This window comes from Bacillus sp. NEAU-242-2 (assembly GCF_027853835.1).
In the GTDB taxonomy this organism is placed as follows: Bacteria; Bacillota; Bacilli; order Bacillales; family Bacillaceae; genus Bacillus; species Bacillus velezensis.
The window spans coordinates 164202-186948 of sequence record NZ_JAPNNY010000005.1 but is presented as its reverse complement, the minus strand read 5'-3'; the positions used below and the strand labels follow the sequence as shown (position 1 = coordinate 186948).

Genomic DNA, 22747 nt, shown 5'->3' with positions numbered 1-22747 from the left:
TTTCTTATAATAAATTGATATGATTTTCTCACAGTATTTATAGCAGGACAAGTGCGGAAGAAAAAAGCCGTCAGGGATAAAATCTGACGGCTTTTTGTCTATTTCTTGTTTTTCAAAAGAGCTTCCATCCGGCTGAACAGCTGATAAGAAGCATCGGCCGGTTTTTTGGTCAGCAGGCTGACGGCAATACCGGCAATCAGACTGAGGAAGAATCCCGGAATGATTTCGTATACCCCGGTTGAAGCGGCAAGCCCTGTCGTAATCCAGATTAAAACGGCCGCGGCCCCGGTAATCATCGCCGCAAGCGCTCCCCATTCATTCATCCGTTTCCAGTACAGACTGAGCAAGAGCGCCGGGCCGATAGCCGAACCGAAGCCAGCCCACGCATATCCGACCAGATCAAGAATGGTGCTGTTCGGATTCATGGAAAGCAGGATGGCGATAACGGCCACGATCAATACCGACAGGCGTCCGGTCATGACCAATTCTTTATCGCTCGCTTCCCGTCTGAAAAAGGCGCGGTATAAATCTTCCGTAATGGCGCTTGCCGTTACGAGAAGCTGTGAGGAAATGGAACTCATGATCGCCGCTAAAATCGCAGACAGCAAGAAGCCCGTAATCAGCGGGTGGAACAAGATTTTAGAAAAAATAATGAAAATCGTTTCCGGATCTTTTACGGAGACCCCGAAGTGATGAGAATACGCAACCCCGATAATCCCGGTCAGCAATGAACCGACAACTGAAATAACCATCCAGCTCATCCCGATTCTGCGGGCGGGTTTTAAATCTTTCACTTCTTTAATCGCCATAAATCGTACGATGATATGAGGCTGGCCGTAATAGCCGAGTCCCCATGCCAAATAAGAAATAATGCTAATGACGCTCGCGCCTTTAAAGATATCCAATAGTTTCGGGTTAACGGCGTTGATCGAATCAATCGTCGTTGAAACGCTCCCGAGCTGGGTAAAAGCAACGATCGGCACAAGCACTAATGCCGCAAACATGATCGCTCCCTGTACAAAGTCAGTCAGACTGACAGCGAGGAAACCGCCAAACAGCGTGTAAAGGACAACAACACCCGCCGTTAAAAACAAACCGAATTTGTAGTCGGCGCCGAATGCCGATTCAAATAACCTGCCTCCGGATACCATCCCGGACGATGTGTACAGTGTGAAAAAGATCATAATAATCACGGCGGAAACAATTTTCAGCAATGATGACGAGTGGCGGAACCGTTTATCGAAAAAATCGGGAATCGTAATCGCATCATCCGCAACTTCCGTGTAAGCGCGCAGCCTCGGAGCAAGCAGCAGATAATTTGAATACGCGCCGATCGTCAAACCGAGCGCCAGCCATAAGGTCGATAACCCCGTTGCGAACATTGCGCCGGGAACTCCCATCAGCATCCATGCGCTCATATCCGCCGCACCTGCGGACAGCGCCGTTACGAACGGGCCGAGTCCTCTTCCGCCCAGCATGTAATCATTAATATTCGTTGTCTTCCTGAATGCGTACCAGCCGATTAACAGCATGGCAGCAAAGTAAATGCCAAGAGATATAATTAATTCAATACTCACGTTTTTGGACCCTCTCTTCTTTCATGTAAATGTTGCATCACCTCTGTAGATTAGTAGTGCCGGAATATGCGCCGGCGATCCAGCCTTTAGTCATCATTCCATGCGAATCACATATTTAGTGCCGGCTATGGTTACTAAACCTAACAAAGTATCCCCGATCAATCAACTCTCGAAACCTGGCCCGCTCAAGGAAAAAATCCCCGCCAACATAGAACAGCTTAGAGATGAAAACGCTACCAATAAATTATAAAAGTAAAAATTTTCTGACATATAATTCGTTTCTCTTTCTCCCCGATTTAGGATAAAATAGAGAGGGTTTCATCATGCCTCAGAAGGCGGCGTTTTGTTGCTTTAGAGGGCTCGTTTTTGATATGATCAGTATTATATGACGAAACGGAGAATTATGCGGAGGTGGATCTTATGTCACGAATTTCTATAGAAGAAGTAAAGCATGTCGCTCATTTGGCGAGACTCGCCATTACGGATGAAGAAGCTGAAATGTTCACAGAACAGCTTGACAGCATCATCTCGTTTGCCGAGGAGCTTAATGAAGTGGACACGGATAACGTGGAACCGACAACACACGTGCTGAAAATGAAAAACGTAATGAGAGAAGATGAAGCGGGTAAAGGCCTTCCGGTCGAGGATGTCATGAAAAATGCTCCCGATCATAAAGACGGCTATGTCCGTGTGCCATCTATTCTGGATTAAAGGAGGGAGACAGTATGTCATTATTTGATCACAAAATCACAGAACTGAAACAAATGATACATAAAAAAGAAATCAAGATTTCCGATCTTGTTGATGAATCTTACAAACGGATCGCATCCGTGGATGATAAGGTGCAGGCATTTTTACAGCTTGATGAAGAAAGAGCCCGCGCTTACGCGAAAGAACTTGACGAAGCGGTTGACGGACGGTCTGAACACGGTCTTCTCTTCGGAATGCCGATCGGCGTCAAAGACAACATCGTGACCAAAGGGCTTCGCACAACATGCTCAAGCAAAATCCTCGAAAACTTCGATCCGATTTACGATGCGACGGTTGTGGAGCGTCTTCAAGCCGCTGAAGCCGTCACGATCGGAAAGCTGAATATGGACGAGTTCGCGATGGGTTCTTCTACTGAAAACTCCGCGTACAAAGCGACGAAAAACCCTTGGAATCTCGATACGGTTCCCGGCGGATCAAGCGGCGGTTCCGCAGCTGCGGTTGCAGCTGGCGAAGTGCCGTTTTCACTCGGATCTGATACGGGCGGCTCCATCCGTCAGCCGGCTTCTTTCTGCGGCGTCGTCGGATTAAAGCCTACATACGGACGCGTGTCACGTTACGGATTGGTCGCTTTTGCGTCTTCATTAGACCAGATCGGACCGATCACAAGAACCGTAGAAGATAACGCATTCCTGCTTCAGGCGATTTCAGGCCCGGACAAAATGGACTCTACGAGCGCCAATGTCGAAGTGCCGGACTTTCTTTCTTCATTAACTGGCGATATTAAAGGCTTAAAAATCGCCGTGCCGAAAGAATATCTCGGAGAAGGCGTCGGCAAAGAAGCGAAAGAATCGGTTTTAGCCGCTTTAAAAGTGCTTGAAGACCTCGGAGCGACATGGGAAGAAGTATCTCTGCCGCACAGCAAATACGCGCTTGCGACGTATTATCTGCTGTCTTCTTCCGAAGCGTCTGCAAACCTTGCGCGCTTTGACGGCATCCGCTACGGCTACCGCTCAGACAATGCGGACAACCTGATTGACCTTTATAAACAGACACGCTCAGAAGGCTTCGGCAACGAAGTGAAGCGCCGCATCATGCTCGGCACCTTCGCGCTCAGCTCCGGCTACTATGACGCGTATTACAAAAAAGCGCAAAAAGTGCGCACGCTTATTAAAAAAGATTTTGAAGACGTATTTGAGAAATACGATGTCATCGTCGGACCGACAACGCCGACACCGGCATTCAAAATCGGCGAAAAAACCAGCGATCCGCTCACAATGTACGCCAACGATATTTTAACGATCCCTGTCAACCTCGCGGGTGTGCCGGGAATCAGCGTGCCGTGCGGATTTGCGGACGGACTGCCGCTCGGACTGCAAATCATCGGAAAACACTTCGATGAAGGCACTGTATACCGCGTCGCTCATGCTTTTGAGCAGGCAACAGATCATCATAAAGCGAAACCTGAACTGTAAGGGGTGAAATGAAGTGAACTTTGAAACGGTAATCGGACTTGAAGTCCATGTGGAATTAAAAACAAAATCTAAAATTTTCTCAAGCTCACCGACGCCATTCGGCGCGGAAGCGAATACCCAAACGAGCGTCATCGACCTCGGCTATCCCGGCGTGCTGCCCGTTTTGAACAAAGAAGCGGTCGAATTCGCGATGAAAGCCGCAATGGCTTTGAACTGTGAAATCGCAACGGATACGAAGTTTGACCGGAAAAACTATTTCTATCCGGACAACCCGAAGGCATATCAAATTTCTCAATTTGACAAGCCGATCGGCGAAAACGGCTGGATTGAAATCGAAGTCGGCGGAAAAACGAAAAAAATCGGCATTACCCGTCTTCACCTTGAAGAAGATGCGGGAAAACTGACGCATACGGGCGACGGCTATTCCCTCGTTGACTTCAACCGCCAGGGCACGCCGCTTGTCGAGATTGTATCTGAGCCGGATATCCGCACACCGGAGGAAGCTTACGCATATCTCGAAAAGCTGAAATCAATTATCCAATACACAGGTGTTTCCGACTGTAAAATGGAAGAAGGTTCACTGCGCTGTGACGCCAACATTTCCCTCCGTCCGATCGGCCAGGAGAAATTCGGCACAAAAACGGAGCTGAAAAACCTGAACTCCTTCGCGTTCGTGCAAAAAGGACTTGAGCATGAAGAAAAACGCCAAGAGCAGGTGCTTCTGTCAGGCGGAGTCATTCAGCAGGAGACGCGCCGCTACGATGAAGCGACGAAAAAAACCATTTTGATGCGTGTCAAAGAAGGTTCGGACGACTATCGTTATTTCCCTGAGCCTGACCTTGTCGAGCTCTGCATTGATGACGAATGGAAAGAACGCGTAAGAGCAACCATTCCTGAGCTTCCGGACGAGCGCCGCAAGCGTTATATCGAAGAGCTCGGTCTGCCGGCTTATGACGCAATGGTTCTGACGCTGACGAAAGAAATGGCTGATTTCTTCGAAGAAACGGTCAATAAAGGCGCGGAAGCCAAGCAGGCATCAAACTGGCTGATGGGTGAAGTCTCAGCTTACCTGAACGCCGAACAAAAAGAGCTTGCGGATGTCGCACTGACTCCTGAAGGCCTTGCCGGCATGATTAAGCTGATTGAAAAAGGAACCATCTCGTCCAAAATCGCGAAGAAAGTCTTTAAAGAATTAATTGAAAAAGGCGGCGACGCAGAAAAAATCGTCAAAGAAAAAGGCCTTGTGCAGATTTCTGACGAAAGCGTGCTTCTGAAGCTGGTAACAGATGCGCTTGACAGCAACCCGCAGTCAATTGAAGACTTCAAAAACGGAAAAGACCGCGCGATCGGCTTCCTTGTCGGGCAGATTATGAAAGCCTCAAAAGGACAGGCCAACCCGCCGATGGTCAACAAAATCTTACTTGAAGAAATCAAAAAACGATAAAAAAAGCAGCCGTCTGAAAGGGCGCTGCTGACACGGAGACCGGTAAGCGCCGGTCTCTTTTTTTATAAGCTGAAATAGGTTTCAATGGAAGCCCGCAGCGTTTCAATCTGCTCATTTCCGCTGCCTGCCAAGTTGGATAGCATTCCTTTAATAATCGGTTTTCGCGGCTCTTCCTTTGCGTATTCCTCTTCAATGACTTCAAGCGATACGAGGACGTCCTCAGGCAGCCCCTGCTGTGCTTTTATCTTTTGAATATCCGCAAGCAGTCTTTCTCTGTCCGCCGCCGGCTGAGTGAAGATATCCTCAGGCAGCAGCGGATCGGGATTGTCTCTTATCAGTCCCATAATCAGGTCATCGATTCTGGCAATCAGAAAGGCCGCCACGTTTTCCGTCCGGAATGCCGTATGTTCATTAAAAATCAAGAAATGAATATAGGAGCTCACTATTCCTTGCGCCATAACGGACGCATCCGCTATAAACGGTATGACGGCATCTCCGTAAACGGAGAGCAAAGCATCCCGGTACAGCATGTTAAATTGAATATTGGCCTCATGAAAATACTGTTTGACCTTTTGATTTTCAGGAATGACCTTTTCGCTCAGCAAGAGAATGATAAAGTCCTTGTGCTCCATAAATTCCTGGAATTGATAAGCGATTTGTTTTCGGAATACGTCCTTAGGCGATTTATGCTGATGTTCTGTTTTGATTTTCTTTATTTCTTCCATAGACATGCCGATGTAATACTCACATGCTGAGAGCAAAAGGTCTTCTTTTGATTTAAAATGAAGATAGAAGGCCCCTTTTGAAATTCCGCATTCACCGGCGATTTCCTGAATGGTTGTTGAAGAAAACCCTTTTTTGGCAAATAAATGGATGCCTGTTTTTATGATTTTCTCTTTTTTTTCGTTCATGACGTGCTTCCCCTTAATCCTGAAAAATTTAGAAAAATTTACTGCCTTATTAGTTGACGATGTTGAGTTATACCGTTTAGTATTATATAGAATGACCAGTCAGTCAATAAAAATTAACGGAGGACATGATGAACCACATTATTAACTTTGTACTGAAGAACAAATTCGCAGTTTGGCTGATGACGATTATCGTTACTGTAGCAGGGCTGTATGCCGGTATGAATATGAAGCAGGAATCCATACCGGACGTCAACATGCCTTACCTCTCAGTAAATACGACTTATCCCGGAGCTGCTCCGAGTCAAGTTGCGGATGACGTGACAAAACCGATCGAGCAGGCGGTGCAGAATTTAGAAGGAGTGAGCGTCGTAACGTCCACATCCTCTGAAAACGTCTCATCGGTTATGATTGAATATGATTACAACAAGGATATGGACAAGGCGAAAACCGAAGTCGCTGAAGCGCTGGACAGTGTCAGCCTTCCTGATGACGCGAAAAAACCTGACATTTCCCGTTACAGTCTCAACTCTTTCCCGATTTTGACGCTCAGTGTGACAAGCGGCAAAAGCTCGCTTGAAGATCTGACTAAAAATGTGGAAAACACTCTCGTTCCTAAGCTTGAAGGCATTCAGGGCGTTGCGTCCGTACAAGTTTCCGGACAGCAGGAAGAGCAGGTGGAATTCTCTTTCAAAGATAAAAAAATGAAAGAGTACGGACTTGATGAAGATACCGTCAAGAAAGTGATCCAAGGCTCTGACGTCAATACGCCGCTTGGGTTGTACACATTCGGCAACAAGGAAAAATCAGTTGTCGTTAACGGAAATATTACGTCAATTAAAGATCTGAAAGATATGAGAATTCCGGTCACATCTTCTTCTGCCGCTCAAGGTCAAGCGGGCGGAGCCGGTGCGGCATCTGCGGCGGACGCTCAGGCTATGCAGCAGGCACAGCAAAGCGCGTCAGCAGGGGTGCCGACAGTCAAGCTTTCTGACATTGCCGACATTAAAGATGTGAAAAAAGCTGAATCCATTTCCCGCACGAACGGAAAGGACAGCATCGGAATTAATATCGTAAAAGCCAATGACGCCAACACGGTAGAAGTGGCCGATGCGATTAAAGATGAACTGAATCAATACAAAAAAGACCATAAAGGGTTCAAGTACAGCTCGACTCTTGATATGGCAGAGCCGATTACAGAGTCAGTGGATACGATGTTAAGCAAAGCGATTTTCGGCGCGATTTTTGCGGTCGTGATCATTCTCTTATTCTTAAGAGATATTAAATCAACGATGATTTCTATCGTTTCCATCCCGCTGTCACTGCTGATTGCGCTTCTTGTGCTGAATCAGCTTGATGTCACATTGAACATAATGACGCTCGGTGCGATGACGGTCGCCATCGGACGGGTAGTCGACGACTCGATTGTCGTGATCGAAAACATTTACCGCCGCATGAGGCTGAAAGATGAACCTTTACGCGGGAAGCAATTGGTGCGTGAAGCGACGAAAGAAATGTTTAAACCGATCATGTCATCAACGATCGTAACCATTGCCGTATTCCTGCCGCTTGCCATGGTCGGCGGACAGATCGGTGAACTGTTTATGCCGTTTGCCTTAACAATCGTCTTCGCGCTTGCCGCATCACTGTTGATTTCGATCACACTGGTGCCGATGCTTGCGCACAGCTTATTCAAAAAATCGCTCACAGGCGCACCTGTTAAAGCGAAAGAGCATAAGCCGGGCAGATTGGCCAATTTCTATAAAAAAGTGCTGAATTGGTCATTAAGCCATAAATGGATTACATCTATCATCGCGGTTCTGATGCTTGTCGGAAGTTTGTTCCTCGTACCTCTGATCGGCGCGAGCTACCTGCCTGCGCAAGCGGACAAAACGATGCAGCTCACATACACGCCTGAACCGGGCGAAACGAAAAGCGAAGCTGAAAAAGCTGCCCAAAAAGCGGAAGACATGCTGCTTAAACGCAAACATGTCGATACCGTTCAGTATTCTTTAGGCTCGCAAAGTCCGCTCGGCGGAAGTTCAAACGGCGCATTGTTCTACGTGAAATACGAGGATGACACGCCTGATTTTGACAAAGAAAAAGACAATGTCTTAAAAGAAATCAAAAAAACATCCAGCCGCGGCGAATGGAAATCACAAAATTTCAGTTCGTCAGGCAACAACAACGAATTAACGTACTATGTGTACGGAGATTCAGAGTCTGATATTAAAGGCACGGTCAAAGACATCGAAGGCATCATGAAAAAGGAGAAGGATCTGAAAGACGTCAACTCAGGCCTTTCCAGCACATATGATGAGTACACGTTCGTCGCTGACCAGGAGAAACTCAGCAAGCAGGGCCTGACGGCTTCGCAAATCTCCCAAGCCCTGATGTCCCAAACGTCACAGTCTCCTTTGACAACGGTGAAAAAAGACGGCAAAGAGCTTGACGTCAACATCAAAACAGAAAAAGACCAGTATAAGAGTGTAAAAGAATTAGAGGATAAAACCATCACATCGCCTGCAGGCCAAGAAGTAAAAATCGGCGATGTGGCGAAAGTGAAAAACGGCACGACATCCGATACCATTTCCAAACGCGACGGCAAAGTGTACGCTGACGTAACGGCAACCGTCACTTCTGACAACGTCACGAAGGTGTCATCAGCCGTTCAAAAGAAAGTTGACAAACTGGATAAGCCGGACAATGTATCCATTGATACCGGCGGTGTATCAGCGGATATTGCAGATTCCTTTACGAAACTCGGCTTAGCGATGCTTGCCGCAATCGCCATCGTATACCTCGTTCTTGTGATCACGTTCGGCGGAGCATTAGCGCCGTTTGCGATTCTGTTCTCGCTTCCGTTTACAGTCATCGGCGCATTAGTCGGACTGTATGTATCCGGAGAGACGGTCAGTCTGAATGCCATGATCGGTATGCTGATGCTGATCGGAATCGTCGTCACAAACGCGATTGTCTTAATTGACCGCGTCATCCATAAAGAAGCGGAAGGCCTATCGACGAGAGAAGCGCTCCTGGAAGCCGGCTCTACGAGATTGCGTCCGATTCTGATGACGGCGATCGCGACAATCGGCGCCCTGCTTCCATTGGCATTGGGCTTTGAAGGCGGAAGCCAAGTCATTTCTAAAGGACTCGGTGTCACCGTTATCGGCGGTTTAATCAGTTCGACTCTGCTGACTCTTCTGATTGTGCCGATCGTATATGAAGTATTAGCGAAATTCCGTAAGAAAAAACCTGGAACGGAAGAAGAGTAAGACAGCGGGCCTTGGCTCCTTAAACGGAGCCGGGGCCTTTTTTCTTCTGGCAATTCCTGTACATATTGTTGCGATTTTCTCAAGTCATAGTATAATTAAAGGTTGTTAGTGTTAATAATGGATCGGATACTCTTAAGTAGGATGATGAGATAATGAAACGTGCACGCATAATATACAATCCGACTTCAGGACGGGAGCTTTTTAAGAAAAATCTTGCCCAGGTCCTGCAAAAATTTGAACAAGCCGGTTATGAAACCTCCACCCATGCCACCACATGCGCGGGGGATGCCACCCACGCCGCAAAAGAAGCCGCTTTGCGGGAGTTTGACCTGATTATCGCAGCCGGCGGAGACGGAACGATTAATGAAGTCGTCAACGGTCTTGCGCCGTTAGACAAACGCCCGACACTCGGCATCATTCCGGTCGGCACGACAAATGATTTCGCCAGAGCGCTGGGCATTCCGAGAGAGAATATACTGAATGCCGCTGATACCGTCATTAACGGCGTGGCCCGCCCGATCGACATCGGACAGGTGAATGGTCAGTATTTTATCAACATCGCCGGCGGAGGCCGTCTGACGGAGCTGACGTACGATGTGCCAAGCAAACTGAAAACGATGCTCGGCCAGCTTGCTTATTATTTAAAGGGAATGGAAATGCTGCCTTCACTTCGACCGACAGAAGTCGAGATTGAATATGACGGCAAGCTGTTTCAAGGCGAAATTATGCTGTTTTTAGTGACGCTGACCAACTCGGTCGGCGGATTCGAGAAGCTGGCCCCTGATTCCAGCCTGAATGACGGCATGTTTGATTTAATTATTTTGAAAAAAGCCAATCTCGCGGAGTTTATCAGAGTCGCGAGCATGGCGCTCAGAGGCGATCATATTAACGATCAGCACATTATTTACACAAAAGCGAACCGTGTGAAAGTCAATGTATCAGAAAAGATGCAGCTGAACCTGGACGGCGAATACGGCGGCATGCTGCCGGGCGAATTCGTGAATCTGTATCGGCATATTCACGTCATCATGCCGAAGGAGAAAGCGGAACAGCTGGATGACTAATACGCGGACAAAATCCTAAAACAGTATTCGTTTTAGGATTTTGTCATCTTTTCAGCGTGATCGGAAACCTTTGAAGGCTGACATTGAATTTGAAGGTTTGCCAGCACGCTGAAACAAGGCTTTTGGTAAAACGAGAGGTGATTATAGATGAAAATGAAACCCCCGATAGAAAAAAATGAATACTATGACGTGACATTTGAGGATTTGACGCATGAAGGAGCGGGCGTCGCAAAGGTTCAGGGCTTCCCGATCTTCGTGCCGAACGCCCTGCCTGACGAAAAAGCGCAAATCAAAGTGACACGCGTCAAAAAAGGCTTCGCTTTCGGCCGTTTGATCGAGCTGAAGGAAGAAAGCCCGCACAGAACGGATGCCCCGTGTCCGATCTACAAACAATGCGGCGGCTGCCAGCTTCAGCACATGACCTATGAAGGCCAGCTCTTGTTTAAACAGAAACAAGTCAAAGACGTCTTAGAACGGATCGGCAAGCTGGACCTCTCAAAAGTCACCGTGCACCCGACGCTCGGCATGGAAGACCCGTGGAACTACAGAAACAAAGCGCAGGTGCCGGTAGGAGAAAGAGAAGGCGGACTCGTCGCCGGATTCTATCAGCAAAGAAGCCATGACATCATCGACATGAGCGCCTGCCTGATTCAGCAATCCAAAAACGATGAAGCCGTCCAAGCCGTCAAAGACATCTGTGCAGCATACGGTGTCAAAGCCTATAACGAAGAACGCCACAAAGGCTGGCTTCGCCACATCATGGTCAGATACGGCGTCGTCACGGGCGAAATGATGATCGTCTTCATCACAAGAACAAGCGATTTTCCGCACAAAGCGAAGATCATCAAAGACATTACGGCGCAATTCCCGCACGTCAAATCGATCGTGCAAAACATCAACCCAAATAAAACAAACGTCATTTTTGGGGACGAAACAAACGTCATCTGGGGCGAAGAATACATCTACGACCTCATCGGAGACGTCAAATTCGCCATCTCCGCCAGATCGTTCTATCAGGTCAACCCGGAACAGACAAAAGTGCTCTACGACAAAGCGCTTGAGTACGCAGAGCTGCAAGGAGAAGAAACCGTCATCGACGCCTACTGCGGCATCGGTACCATTTCTCTATTTCTGGCGAAGCAGGCGAAAAAAGTGTACGGCGTCGAAATCGTGCCGGAAGCCATCGAGGATGCGAAACGCAACGCTGAGCTGAACGGCATCACAAACGCGGAATTCGCAGTCGGAGAAGCGGAAACCGTCATTCCAAATTGGTACGAAGAAGGCATCACGGCCGACACCCTCGTCGTCGACCCGCCAAGAAAAGGCTGCGACGAAGCCCTCCTGCGGACGATCATCGACATGAAACCGAAGCGGGTGGTGTATGTGTCCTGCAATCCAGGCACGCTTGCAAGAGACCTGAGGGTGCTTGAGGATGGCGGGTATGCGACGCTCGAAGTGCAGCCTGTGGATATGTTCCCGCATACGAATCATGTGGAGTGTTGTGCATTGCTCGTAAAAAAATAGAAGATATATAAGGGTCCGAGAATCGGTAATGGATTCTCGGACTCCCATCTGTTTTTGTTGAAGTAATCCCTTTTCTAATTTTAACTTTTCCTTATTTAGTTTAGCGAGTTGGATACCATTATCCTGAATGAGCAATCTGTATTCTTCTTGTTGGGCTTTACCCCGTATTTTTCTGCAAGTGCAGCCGTTTTGTCTTTCTTTATGTTTTCTATCTCCTTGAGAATGTTAGTGGGTTGTTTGTGATCCCACTGAATTAAGTTTGTTTGCAGCCTTTTTATCAATGTCTTTTTGAATAGATTTTGTAGAGAGTGTTGAAAACATTTGCTTTATATCATTTGAAATTGCTTCAATCAGTCCATTTTCTCTTACATGATGATCTGAACATTTTGTATGACCATACTTATTTTATGCCCCACAAATATATCCCTTACGATTGGCTTTATAGTACATTCTCTTACTACAATCAGCACAAGGAGGAAATATTTGTTAGTGGGTGTTTTTTAGCTTATTGTCCGTTTGCGTTTTCTTTCAGAGATTAACTGTTGAACAACATGAAAATCATCTTTTGAGATAATAGACTTATGAGTGTTTTCGATGACAACGTAATTTGCTGGATTAATCTTTTTACGCTTTTCAGTTGTTACACTAATTGAAATTTCCTTTTGTTGAACCAATTTGATCCTCTCAACTATAAAAGGTAGCACGATAACTGGCAGTGTTGATGGTGAAGGTAGATTTGGAAAGTAAAAGGTACGGAGAAAAATTAAAAGAGGTGTTTCTCATGTTGGACAATAATGTAGTTGAATGTATAAAAGAAATCACAGAATCCTCAAGGAATGGAAAACTTGTCTTTTTTGTTGGCGCGGGAGTTTCAACACTTTCAGATTATCCTCAATGGTGGAGGTTGGTAGATAAGTATCATGAAGAGCTCTATGGGAGTCCAAAGAAAGAAAACTATTCTTCTGATGAATATCTTCGAATTCCTCAAATATTTTATAATGTCAAAGGTGAAATGACATTTGATGGTATACTAAAAGATTTTTTTCAGGTAGATAAGCCTACGAACCCGATACATGACAAGATATTAGCTATGAACCCAGCACATGTAATTACAACTAATTATGATAATTTGATTGATACTGCATGTTGGAAGAGAGGGAAATATTTTAGTGTAATAAGTGCTGAAGAAGACGTTGCTAATGCTACTTCATCAAGATATTTACTAAAGGTTCATGGGGATTTTAGACGGGGCTTTAAAGGGGAAAATGTAGTTTTAAAGGAAGATGACTATCTGAATTATGATCAGAATTATCCTCTTATCAGTAATCTCATGAAGACAATAATTGCAACGCATACCATTGTTTTTATAGGTTATGGTTTAGGAGATTATAATATTAATATGTTGTTAAATTGGGTAAAAAAGTTACAAAAGGACAGTTTTCATAAACCGTTTTTTATTAGAACAGATCCTTCGCCCATTGAAATTGAGACTTCAATCTATTACGAAAATAAAGGATTACGAATAATTGATGCAGCTAGTTTGGTAGATAGTAATGAATATGATTATTTAGAACGTTATTCAGCAGTAATGGATCTTCTTATTGAATCAAAAGAAAATAAATTTATCACTAAAGATGACGAAGTAATTGATTATATATACGGAAAAATAAGCCCATTATTTGCCCTTCAGTATATTCGTAAAATTGATCTCAAACATGTCTTTGAATACGATTATTACTTTGAAGTCAATGGTACTGTTGTTCGGCACAAGAATAAGGGATTTGGTTACATGGAGCGTTTTTTTGAATTAAGAGAGAGCTGCAATGAGAGAAGTAAACTTTCCAAAAAACAATCTGAAAGGTTTAATGCTCTTTCTAATTTCTTTGAGAAGAATGGAGTTATCTGTATGGCGAAAGATGCAAGTACTCTAAATATTTCAATAGAGATTAATAGTTTGGCGTATCACGGCAAATATGATGAAATGAAGAAATTTATTGAAGAACAATCGGTAAGTATTGAGGATGATTATAAAAAAGCATTTTTTCTTGCGTGTTTAGGTAGGTGGGAGGAATCCTATGACCTTTATTCAAAAATCATCTTAAATTCTATAGAAGATGAGCCAAATTGGTGTGTATATTATCTATCACAAATAAATAGATATAGGATCTATCAATCAATAACACAAGCTGTAACGCAGTTTAATGGTTCTGGTTTATTAATATTCGGGAGGAATTATAAACCATTTACTGATGATTTTCTTGCTAGGATCGAAAGAGAAATGACAAATTTTAGTATCGGTGATTTGTTTAATGGTATGTCATTTGAGTTTCAAAAGAAATATAAGATACTTGAGTTTTTAAGTGATAATCAGTTTTTATATGATGATACTGTAAAACTTTTTGAGTTGACTAATAAAGTGCGTTCTGAAATGAGTAAAGGATCTTATTCTTTTGGAATGTCGTCTGATATTGTTGTTCTTCTTCGGCTTTATGATAATTTACGGTTTTTATATGAAAATTGCTTATGGTCTGTTTCTTTTCATGAATTTCATCAATATATGCGAAACTCAATGAGCCTACTAATTGAAAAGGCTGAATATGAGCGAACGAGGGATATAGATGAATTAGGATTCTCTTTTTTTGGAACAAAAACAGGTTTTTTTATTGAATATTACGATTTTGTTAATATATCAAGAAACTTTAAAATTGATGACATAAAGAACCTTGAGAGAAGTTGCTCAATTGATAAAATTAAGTTTGGTGAACAGGAAAAAATAGAAGAATACTTAGTTGGTATAGCAGAAGAAATTACTAAGCAATTTTCTGCTAATGGAATGAACGTCGTTTTTTATACTCAGTTTATTTCAGAAGCAAAAGCAGCACTCTATTTTGCTAAATATGTAAAACTATCTGAAGAGGGACTTGGGAAAATAGTGAAAGCATTGTTGTTTTATTTTCCTGAGAGAGATTTGGATATAGGAAAACGCTATGTATGGTTAGAGAGGTTAACTAAATTTAATGGTTTACCTAAGTCAATAATTTCAATTATTGATGATTTTCTAGTGTTACATGCAGAGAAACATATTGATCAAAATTATTCAGAGGTATCATCAAATGGTTTATATTCCAGGGACTATGGTGCTTTAATTAAGCATTTTGAGAAGAATTTCATTTCAAAAAGATTATCAGAAATCACCTTATGTTTAACACAAGATAAGCAAAAACAATTTGATTTTTTGTTTAAATTATTACCCATACTTTCCACTAATGCAAAAAGTCATCTATTAAGTTTTAAAAAAGTTGAAAATATAAATGATTTAATGAATGGGATTAGAATAGGCTTAATTGATGAGTTCACTCCGGAGTATGAAGAATTAATTATTGAATATCTGGAGACACGAAAAGCAAATTATATTGTTGAAAAGGGGATACAAACTTTTTCTTCTAACGACTATATGAGTACCTTTGGTCTATGGTATTTTCTTGAGGAAATAAATAATTCAAAAATGGAAGAATTTATCGGAATGGATGATCAGTATGACTTTTTTGTAGACCCAGAGAACTTTGATTACAAAAAGTTTATACCTTCGTGGCTAAAAAATTATAATGATAAATTACTTGGTAAAATCGCTGGAAATAAACATATGAAACATCATGTGATTGAGGTACTAAAAGAAAGAGTTAAAAACTCAAATGATAAGAGGTATTTGGAAATTTTAATGAACCACTTTATCTAACTCGTTGTAAATCTTTACTAAAGGCGAATTCCACTGCTCAAGAAAATTTGCTATGATTTGTCTACACCTAGCTCTCTACGCATGTGGAGTGTGTGGCTGGACTGGAACTTAGAGAAGGGCAGCTAACCTCTTTGTGGGGTGTTGCCTTTTTTAAATAAATTTATATTTAAATCACTAATTTCTGATATATGCCATTCAAGTGAGGTCATCATTTTGGGGATCTCAAGCAGAAGTTTATCAACATCTTGAACATTGTTAGGATTAGTGTGTTCACTCTTCTTGAGAAGTTTGTCCATGGCGGCTAATAATACAGATAAGTCGGTTAGGTTGTCTTGTTGTTCTTTGAATTCTTCAACAGGCAGTATATTTGTTTGACCATTGTTATTTATCTTTTCTAAAAGGTTTACAATTTCTTTTAATTGGTTAAACTTTGCTTTCTCTTATCTTGTTTTTTAAGTCTTTTATTTTGTTTCATTCATAGTGGTAGTGAAAATCATAAACTCTGTCCATCGATTCAAAAAACGCCAGAGTCCCTGTTGGTAGAGCAATGAAAAATGCTTGTTTAGGCAATAGATTTTATATTATGTGTCAAGGTGATAAAGCATTAAATGTTTGAGATTCTTAAAGGACGATCTGGAAAATAGGTTTCTCTTTTCCACTATTTAAAACTTCTTCCACTATATTCAGTAAATAGGCCTATAGCTGATCAACTAGGTCCCGATATATAACCATCCAACATATACTGATTCCTATATTTGAATTGAATGGCTCCGTTTATATAGTTGAAATCAAGATCGGGTTTTACTTCTCTTAGTTCATGGAAATTATCAATTTGTATAAAATATGTATCGGTCTTATTAGGCAAATCAGATAAATTGGTTATGGTTTTGTTTGGTCTACATATGAGAGTTTGAATATAAAACATTCTATCACCTTGTCATCGTAAACTTATGAAAAAGAGATGCAGCCTAAGCTGCGTCTTATCCTTTTTAAATTCCACTTAAACATAGGAAACTGCACCAATAAATTTAAATGAATAGTTTTTTGCAGTTATTTCTTTCTCCCTGCCGTCATATTCAAAATTATATAAAAGAACAGCAGCATTGATTTGTTCAGGGAGTGCGATACCTACCATGTTTTCGAAACGAGGTAAGATGACACTATCGTATGAACAGCCGTCAATTAGTGCAGGTAAATTGTTACGATTATTTTCATGTGCAACTTTTTCTATAAAATCCTCATCTAAATCATCGATATCTATATCAAAGTCAATTAAAAATTGTGAAGGAAGAAAATCACCTTCATCTTCATTGTAAACTAATTCAACATATTTACTTAATGATTCATTATCCTTTATACTTCCAATCCACAATGATACGTAATTTTGGCGTTCCATATAAACCTCCTATTATTTAATCCTCAATCCTTTTGGCAGGGCTTCCACTCCACCTTTAAGTCTATAGTTTGCCCAATTATTCAATCTGCGGACAAATATATTATAGTTTAGAGAGGAATCAATAATTCCTAGCAATTCATTATGGGCAGCTGTAGAACCCAATCCCCCGTGTTTACCAACAGGATTTACGAACTCAACTTCGTTTATGGCAGTTCTTAAATCTCTTATTTGTTCCGCTGTAATATTCCAATGTTTAAAGGAAGGAGCTCGGGAAACTAAATGCCATTCGTGCATGCCGCTGGGTGCTCTTAGTTGTCTTTCAATTGCTCTTCTAACTTTTTTATCTGCCCAAAGTTCATTAAGTTGGGAAAGATTAAGAAACTTATCAGAGACTGTGCAAACATAGGAATAGGGTTTCCCTGAATCTATAAAGCCTCAATATTCTTTTCGATTTTTTGAATGACTTGTCCGAGCCATAGTATTGGGGATAGTCCGTAACTATTGATATCTACACCATCTGCAGACTCGTCTATAAAATTATTTTTTTCTTCATCTGGGTAATCGCTATTTATAAACGTTTTGAGTGCTACTACATCGTTTTCTTGTTCTTTTTTAGGTATCTCTGCTAAGTATTCTTCTAGAGCTGACTCAGGAGTGTCTATATCTTGATGGAAAATACCTCCTAAAAATTGAAATGCAGGTTCAGAAATATTTGTTTCAATCATTGATTTCACCTCGTGGGATAGCCTGTTAATATAAAGCTACCATCATTATTCTTTTTCAATATAATTTTAGCATTAGTTAAGTCAGAAATTTCGGCTGAGCCTTTGGTAATTCCTCTGCCTAACACTTCTGATCCTTTATAGGAGAGAACTAAAGGTTTTTTCACATCATAATTATTTAACCATTATTCTATTTTATCTTTATTATTTAATAAAGTAATATTAGCAACCTTTTCTGCAGTTGCTCTATCCTTAAAAGATGATGATCCGGATATTTTCTTGTTACTCATTTTGCTTTTTTCAAGCCTTTTCAGGAGTTCTTGGTCAGTCTTACCAACATGTCTTTCTATAAGGTGTCCGCCTTTTGCCTCGTGAGCAGCTAAACCCCCACCCGGTGCGAGAGGACTGCTGTCTCCTTGTTTAACACTATGTATATCGCTATTGCCAGAATTCACAGATTTTCTGAGAACACTCTCTTTCTGCTCTTCAATAATACTTTTCAATAAAGGCGTATTCTTCACATTGTGAGTATTTTCAATATCCTGTGCTATTCCGGCAAGCGCGGGTTCGTACTTGTTTTTCGAAAAGGAATTGATGTAGTTTTGTCCTTTTTCAATCCCGGTTTTTACATGTTTTGCAGTCGCTTTTTCACCGGCTTCCAAGACGTTATCCACTTTGGCGGCGCCTGTTTTGGCGAGCTTGTAGGTCATTGTCATTACAGCCATCATATTTACCGTCATATCTATTTTCATATTTAAAAAACAAAATAAATGACCTCTTCAGACCATACATAACGATGTAACAGGCAGCACCCGTTTACTGGATGCTGCCTGTTTTGTTTATCATTATTCTCGAAGCCATTACTTAATATTTAGATAATCCTTAACAAATTCCTTGTCCTCTTCATCTTCGGGGAAGATACCCAAGTTATTGAACTCCCAAATCATTTGTCTTTCGTATTCGTCCAAATCAGACTCAATAACATCTTCATAGTCATAATCAATTGAAAACGTTCCAGAGCTTTCAAGATTCAGTGTCAAATTTGTCCATGCTTCAGGATTATTTTCTTTAAATTCATTGTGTAACTGTTTAAATAACTCTTGAAGATCTAATAATAGTTCTGTATAAATTTCTTTACTAACTTGAAATTGTTCTGGAATGTCATGAGAGTATATATATTCATCGTTTTCGGGTGTTTGAAAGAAAAAATACACTTCTCTGGAACCGTCTAGTATTTCCGCATAAAGAACAACTTTGCTCCATTCGGAAGGGATCATATCATTAATTTGTTCAGCAATCTTTTGATATAGCACTTCCATCTTTTTTGTTTCCATTAGATTAACCCCCTGGTTTATTTTCTATAGTAACTTGTCTCGCTCTACGATTACCTATCTTATATTCAACATTAAATAATACAGGTCTTAGTGAATCTCCCTGATAAACGGGTTCTATATTAACTTTTACTTGCTTAGGAGGTTTTCCGTTTAATGCCTTTGACCACACTTGCTCCATTTTATACCATTTCCCGCCGCTCCTATTAATCTGAGAATTCATCGGCACGATGTTGTCAAATTGGCCTGAGCCTTTGAATTGGGTGGCGATTAGGTGACCTCCGTCGTCATCTGTCAGACGGTCTGGTTTACCTGCTTTTGACTGTGCATATTGGTTGCGTTTTGCTTCTCCCAGCTGTAAGTCTGCTTTGACACTTGTAATTCTACCATAGTTGTCAGTGGTGTACGTGTAGCCTTCTTTTGTTTTGTAGATGACATTCGGCTTCAATACTTTCTTTCTGGTCCATTTCGCAAAATGCTCGCCGTATTTGACCGTTACCGGCGGTACATGCGGTGCCGGTGTCCGTCTGCCGCTTGCGGAGGTTCCGTACGGTTTCGGCAGGATGACCTTGGCGAATTTCTGCAGTCCCTCTTTAAGTGTGACCCCGTTGACTGCGTTGTAAGGAACGCCTGCCGGCACTAAGTCGTGACGCGGATGATAGGGGAGAATATCAGCCAGGGTGAGATCTCCAATTTGATTTAACTTGGTTTTGACACGTTTTTTTGATACTTCCATGCCTGTGTTTACTTTTTGTTTGATGTGATCAACGGTTTGTTTTGAGACCGTTATCACTTTTTGTGCTGCGGCGGATTTGCTTGCTGCTGTTTTGACTTTGGTTGTCACTTTGGCGGCTGTGCCTGTTTTTGAGACGGCTCCGACGCCTTTTGTGCCGAGGACTGATGTCACAACGGTGCCCACTGCATATGATACCCATCTTGCTCTGGAGTAGGTGTCGCCATTCACCATGTCTTTTTGGTACGATTCTTCGATTGCCGCTGAAATGGCTTCATACGTTTTGATCGGGTGAGCCACCGCTCCTGTAATGGCTTCAACCGTTCCGCCCGGATCTGTGACCATATCCCATAAGCCTGTGACCGCGTCTTTTCCGGAATCATAAAGGCCGACGGCAACGCCTTTGAATCCGTCTGTGAGTTCACGCGTGTTTTCAATTTGAGTGAAGTAGCGCTTCTGTTCTTTTGTCAGGTTTTTATAGCCGATTGTTTTGGCCATTGAGTAGAATTCATCGGCATTCGCATAATCGTAGTTTTTCAGTCTTTCTTTCAGTTTTTCAATCTCTCGTTCTTTCGCTTCCTCTTTCTTCATCTTCAAATAAGCATCCGAATGTCTTGCGATATCGCCTTTTTTCTTATGGATGTCGCTTTCTCGGTATGCCTTGGCATTGTAGTGAAGCGGCGTGGCGTTTTTTCCTTTGCCCGTAGCGTTTTGAAGCTGTTGAAAGTCGGCTTGGATGAACTGTTCGTTTGCTTCGGTTTCTGCGTATTCTTTTGTTAGATCGTGATCAAGCTTGCCGAGTTTATGTATCGTTTCGCTTCTTTTTTTGTCAGCTGAAGACAGCTTTTGATCTGTGCTTTCGGTTGAAAACAGATCAAGCGAGATGATGTCTTCGATCTCACCGAGGATGGAGCGCATGTCTTTTTTCTGCTCTTCCATAATCGCCTTTGATTTACTGAGGGCGTGGGTGAGCTCATGCTCCAGGAAAGATTCCTCCACATGCGAATTGGAAAGTCCGGCGTCTTCGACCTTGCCGGGAAGGCTTGTGAGAAATGCGATTTTCATATCGATCAGATCAAGCCAGCTGTCTGTGACGCCGGCGTGGTCCTTGAAAAAAGCTTTGATGTTGTCGGCGCCCCGGCCTGAGAAATCGCCGTCACCGAGGTCAGCCATGCCTTGAAACGCTTTTTTCAGGTTGACCATCTGACCGCGCAGTTCTTTGTATTCACCCGCGCGCTTTTTGGCGGCGGCCAGGAGGGTGGTTGCTTCGAAAACTTTCATGACCATATCCTTTCTTTTATTCGATATCAAAATTTTACCACGTGAGTCAGGATATACAGTGTAGGAAATAGGTAATAAGAATAAAATGAATCTTTTGGCTTGCGACTTCCTTCCTGTATGAAGGGGGCTTTTTTATGTTTTGTACAATAATCCTCAAATTCGGCTTACTGCGCTCCGGTGATTTTAAGCGTGCCTGTTTTTTCTAATGTCTTACACTCGAAACAACCCAACCGCTGAGGTATAATAGAAGCAGAGTATTTATCATACAGATTCAATTCGTGAAAGAGAGTGGAACAAAATGGGCCGTAAGTGGAACAATATTAAAGAAAAGAAAGCATCAAAGGACGCAAATACGAGCCGGATTTACGCGAAGTTCGGCCGTGAGATTTATGTGGCGGCAAAACAAGGCGAGCCAGATCCGGAATCGAACCAGGCGTTAAAAGTGGTGCTTGAGCGCGCAAAGACGTACAGTGTGCCGAAAAATATTATTGAGCGTGCGATTGAAAAGGCGAAAGGCGGCGCGGAGGAGAACTTTGACGAGCTGCGTTACGAAGGTTTCGGGCCGAACGGTTCAATGATCATCGTTGATGCGTTAACGAATAATGTAAACCGCACGGCGCCTGAAGTGCGCGCCGCATTCGGGAAAAACGGCGGAAATATGGGTGTGAGCGGGTCTGTCGCTTACATGTTTGATGCGACCGCCGTTATCGGCGTTGAAGGCAAGACGGCGGATGAAGCGCTGGAATTGCTGATGGAAGCTGATGTGGACGTGCGCGATATTTTGGAAGAGGATGACAGTGTTATCGTATATGCCGAGCCTGATCAATTCCATGCCGTACAGGAGGCATTCAAAAATGCCGGCGTTGAAGAGTTCACGGTTGCGGAGCTGACGATGCTTGCGCAAAATGAAGTCGAGCTTCCGGAAGATGCGAAAGCTCAATTTGAAAAGCTGATCGATGTGCTGGAAGACCTCGAAGACGTACAACAGGTTTATCACAATGTGGATTTAGGCGAATAAAGACAAAAAGGCCGGGACGGCATAAGTTCCGGCCTTTTTATTTTGCTTATGCGGCCGGCCTGTATCGTATTTCTCCGTAAGCAATTATTGATTATTTCACCAAAACTGGGCGGATGCCCATACGTTTCCTTCCGCATGTCATAAACTGGACTGTAACCTATGTGAAGGAGCGATAAATCATGAATGAAAGAAGACCGATTTACGGCGGCGGCTATGGAGGCTACGGAGGCTACCCGGGGTACGGTTTTGGCGGCTACGGAGGCTACGGTGGCTACGGTGGCTACGGCGGCTTCGGAGGATATCCGGGATACGGTTTCGGCGGAGGCTACGGCTACCCGGGATACGGTTTTGGCGGTTACGGCGGTTTTGGCGGCTACGGCGGCTTCGGAGGATATCCGGGGTACGGTTTTGGCGGCTATGGCGGAGGCTACGGCGGCTACCCGTTCCATCATCATCATCATCGGGACAGCCAATTTATCTGACCATTCGGGAAAAGCACTCTTGGAACAGCAAGAGTGCTCTTCTCATGTTCTTGCAGCTGTGTTACGATTGGAG

At 43.1% G+C, this 22747-nt stretch carries 17 protein-coding genes and 1 pseudogene; 9 read left to right on the top strand and 9 right to left on the bottom strand.

What is annotated here, in order from left to right; translation table 11 throughout:
- Nucleotides 1-98: 98 nt before the first annotated feature.
- Complete coding sequence (gene putP / locus OWN49_RS15875; RefSeq protein WP_007408914.1) at nt 99-1577, bottom strand: sodium/proline symporter PutP; 1479 nt, start codon at nt 1575-1577, stop codon at nt 99-101.
- A gap of 420 nt (nt 1578-1997) precedes the next feature.
- Here putP and gatC point away from each other — a divergent pair, with 420 nt between their 5' ends.
- From gatC to gatB, 3 genes are read left to right on the top strand one after another with little or no spacing between them, the layout of a single operon-like run.
- On the top strand, nt 1998-2288 hold the full coding sequence (gene gatC, locus OWN49_RS15870) for an Asp-tRNA(Asn)/Glu-tRNA(Gln) amidotransferase subunit GatC (protein WP_003155732.1): 291 nt from the start codon (nt 1998-2000) through the stop codon (nt 2286-2288).
- A 14-nt stretch (nt 2289-2302) separates the two neighbouring features.
- The gene (gene gatA, locus OWN49_RS15865) at nt 2303-3760 is read left to right on the top strand and encodes an Asp-tRNA(Asn)/Glu-tRNA(Gln) amidotransferase subunit GatA (protein ID WP_007408915.1); all 1458 of its coding nucleotides are present in this window, start codon (nt 2303-2305) and stop codon (nt 3758-3760) included.
- Between the two features lie 13 nt (nt 3761-3773).
- Nucleotides 3774-5204, top strand: a complete 1431-nt coding sequence (gatB, locus tag OWN49_RS15860; RefSeq protein WP_176283173.1) for an Asp-tRNA(Asn)/Glu-tRNA(Gln) amidotransferase subunit GatB — start codon at nt 3774-3776, stop codon at nt 5202-5204.
- 62 nt (nt 5205-5266) lie between these two features.
- Here gatB and OWN49_RS15855 read toward each other — a convergent pair whose 3' ends face one another.
- Nucleotides 5267-6115, bottom strand: a complete 849-nt coding sequence (locus OWN49_RS15855; RefSeq protein WP_077721907.1) for a TetR/AcrR family transcriptional regulator — start codon at nt 6113-6115, stop codon at nt 5267-5269.
- A gap of 128 nt (nt 6116-6243) precedes the next feature.
- On the opposite strand from OWN49_RS15855, the gene OWN49_RS15850 reads away from it, so the two are divergent.
- From OWN49_RS15850 to rlmD, 3 genes are all read left to right on the top strand, one after another.
- The gene (locus OWN49_RS15850) at nt 6244-9387 is read left to right on the top strand and encodes an efflux RND transporter permease subunit (RefSeq protein WP_101562797.1); all 3144 of its coding nucleotides are present in this window, start codon (nt 6244-6246) and stop codon (nt 9385-9387) included.
- 152 nt (nt 9388-9539) lie between these two features.
- Complete coding sequence (locus OWN49_RS15845) at nt 9540-10451, top strand: diacylglycerol kinase (protein WP_020955460.1); 912 nt, start codon at nt 9540-9542, stop codon at nt 10449-10451.
- 147 nt (nt 10452-10598) lie between these two features.
- Nucleotides 10599-11975 (top strand): 23S rRNA (uracil(1939)-C(5))-methyltransferase RlmD, encoded by a 1377-nt coding sequence (rlmD, locus tag OWN49_RS15840; protein WP_176283174.1) that lies wholly within the window; start codon nt 10599-10601, stop codon nt 11973-11975.
- A 500-nt stretch (nt 11976-12475) separates the two neighbouring features.
- On the opposite strand, the gene OWN49_RS15835 is transcribed toward rlmD, so the two are convergent.
- The gene (locus tag OWN49_RS15835) at nt 12476-12679 is read right to left on the bottom strand and encodes a recombinase family protein (RefSeq protein WP_229153850.1); all 204 of its coding nucleotides are present in this window, start codon (nt 12677-12679) and stop codon (nt 12476-12478) included.
- A gap of 77 nt (nt 12680-12756) precedes the next feature.
- Between OWN49_RS15835 and OWN49_RS15830 the strand changes: the two genes are divergently transcribed.
- A complete protein-coding gene (locus OWN49_RS15830) occupies nt 12757-15711 on the top strand; it encodes an SIR2 family protein (RefSeq protein WP_176283175.1) in 2955 nt (984 codons plus the stop codon).
- A gap of 1000 nt (nt 15712-16711) precedes the next feature.
- Here OWN49_RS15830 and OWN49_RS15825 read toward each other — a convergent pair.
- The 6 genes and pseudogenes from OWN49_RS15825 to OWN49_RS15795 all read right to left on the bottom strand — a co-directional run bounded on the left by OWN49_RS15825 (nt 16712) and on the right by OWN49_RS15795 (nt 21174).
- A complete protein-coding gene (locus tag OWN49_RS15825; RefSeq protein ID WP_176283176.1) occupies nt 16712-17107 on the bottom strand; it encodes an immunity 22 family protein in 396 nt (131 codons plus the stop codon).
- A gap of 12 nt (nt 17108-17119) precedes the next feature.
- Entirely contained in the window at nt 17120-17401 is a 282-nt protein-coding gene (locus tag OWN49_RS15820) for a hypothetical protein (RefSeq protein ID WP_229153852.1), read from the bottom strand.
- Nucleotides 17402-17532: 131 nt separating this feature from the next.
- Complete coding sequence (locus tag OWN49_RS15815; protein ID WP_176283177.1) at nt 17533-17832, bottom strand: contact-dependent growth inhibition system immunity protein; 300 nt, start codon at nt 17830-17832, stop codon at nt 17533-17535.
- A gap of 5 nt (nt 17833-17837) precedes the next feature.
- Nucleotides 17838-18536: pseudogene (locus OWN49_RS19470) on the bottom strand (RNase A-like domain-containing protein); the annotation flags it as partial.
- A gap of 153 nt (nt 18537-18689) precedes the next feature.
- Nucleotides 18690-19163, bottom strand: a complete 474-nt coding sequence (locus tag OWN49_RS15800) for an antitoxin YezG family protein (protein WP_077721916.1) — start codon at nt 19161-19163, stop codon at nt 18690-18692.
- A gap of 4 nt (nt 19164-19167) precedes the next feature.
- Entirely contained in the window at nt 19168-21174 is a 2007-nt protein-coding gene (locus tag OWN49_RS15795; RefSeq protein ID WP_176283180.1) for a T7SS effector LXG polymorphic toxin, read from the bottom strand.
- A gap of 298 nt (nt 21175-21472) precedes the next feature.
- Here OWN49_RS15795 and OWN49_RS15790 point away from each other — a divergent pair, with 298 nt between their 5' ends.
- Both OWN49_RS15790 and OWN49_RS19555 read left to right on the top strand, forming a co-directional pair.
- Entirely contained in the window at nt 21473-22192 is a 720-nt protein-coding gene (locus OWN49_RS15790; protein ID WP_003155709.1) for a YebC/PmpR family DNA-binding transcriptional regulator, read from the top strand.
- A 179-nt stretch (nt 22193-22371) separates the two neighbouring features.
- Entirely contained in the window at nt 22372-22674 is a 303-nt protein-coding gene (locus tag OWN49_RS19555; protein WP_194298557.1) for a hypothetical protein, read from the top strand.
- Nucleotides 22675-22747 lie beyond the last annotated feature (73 nt).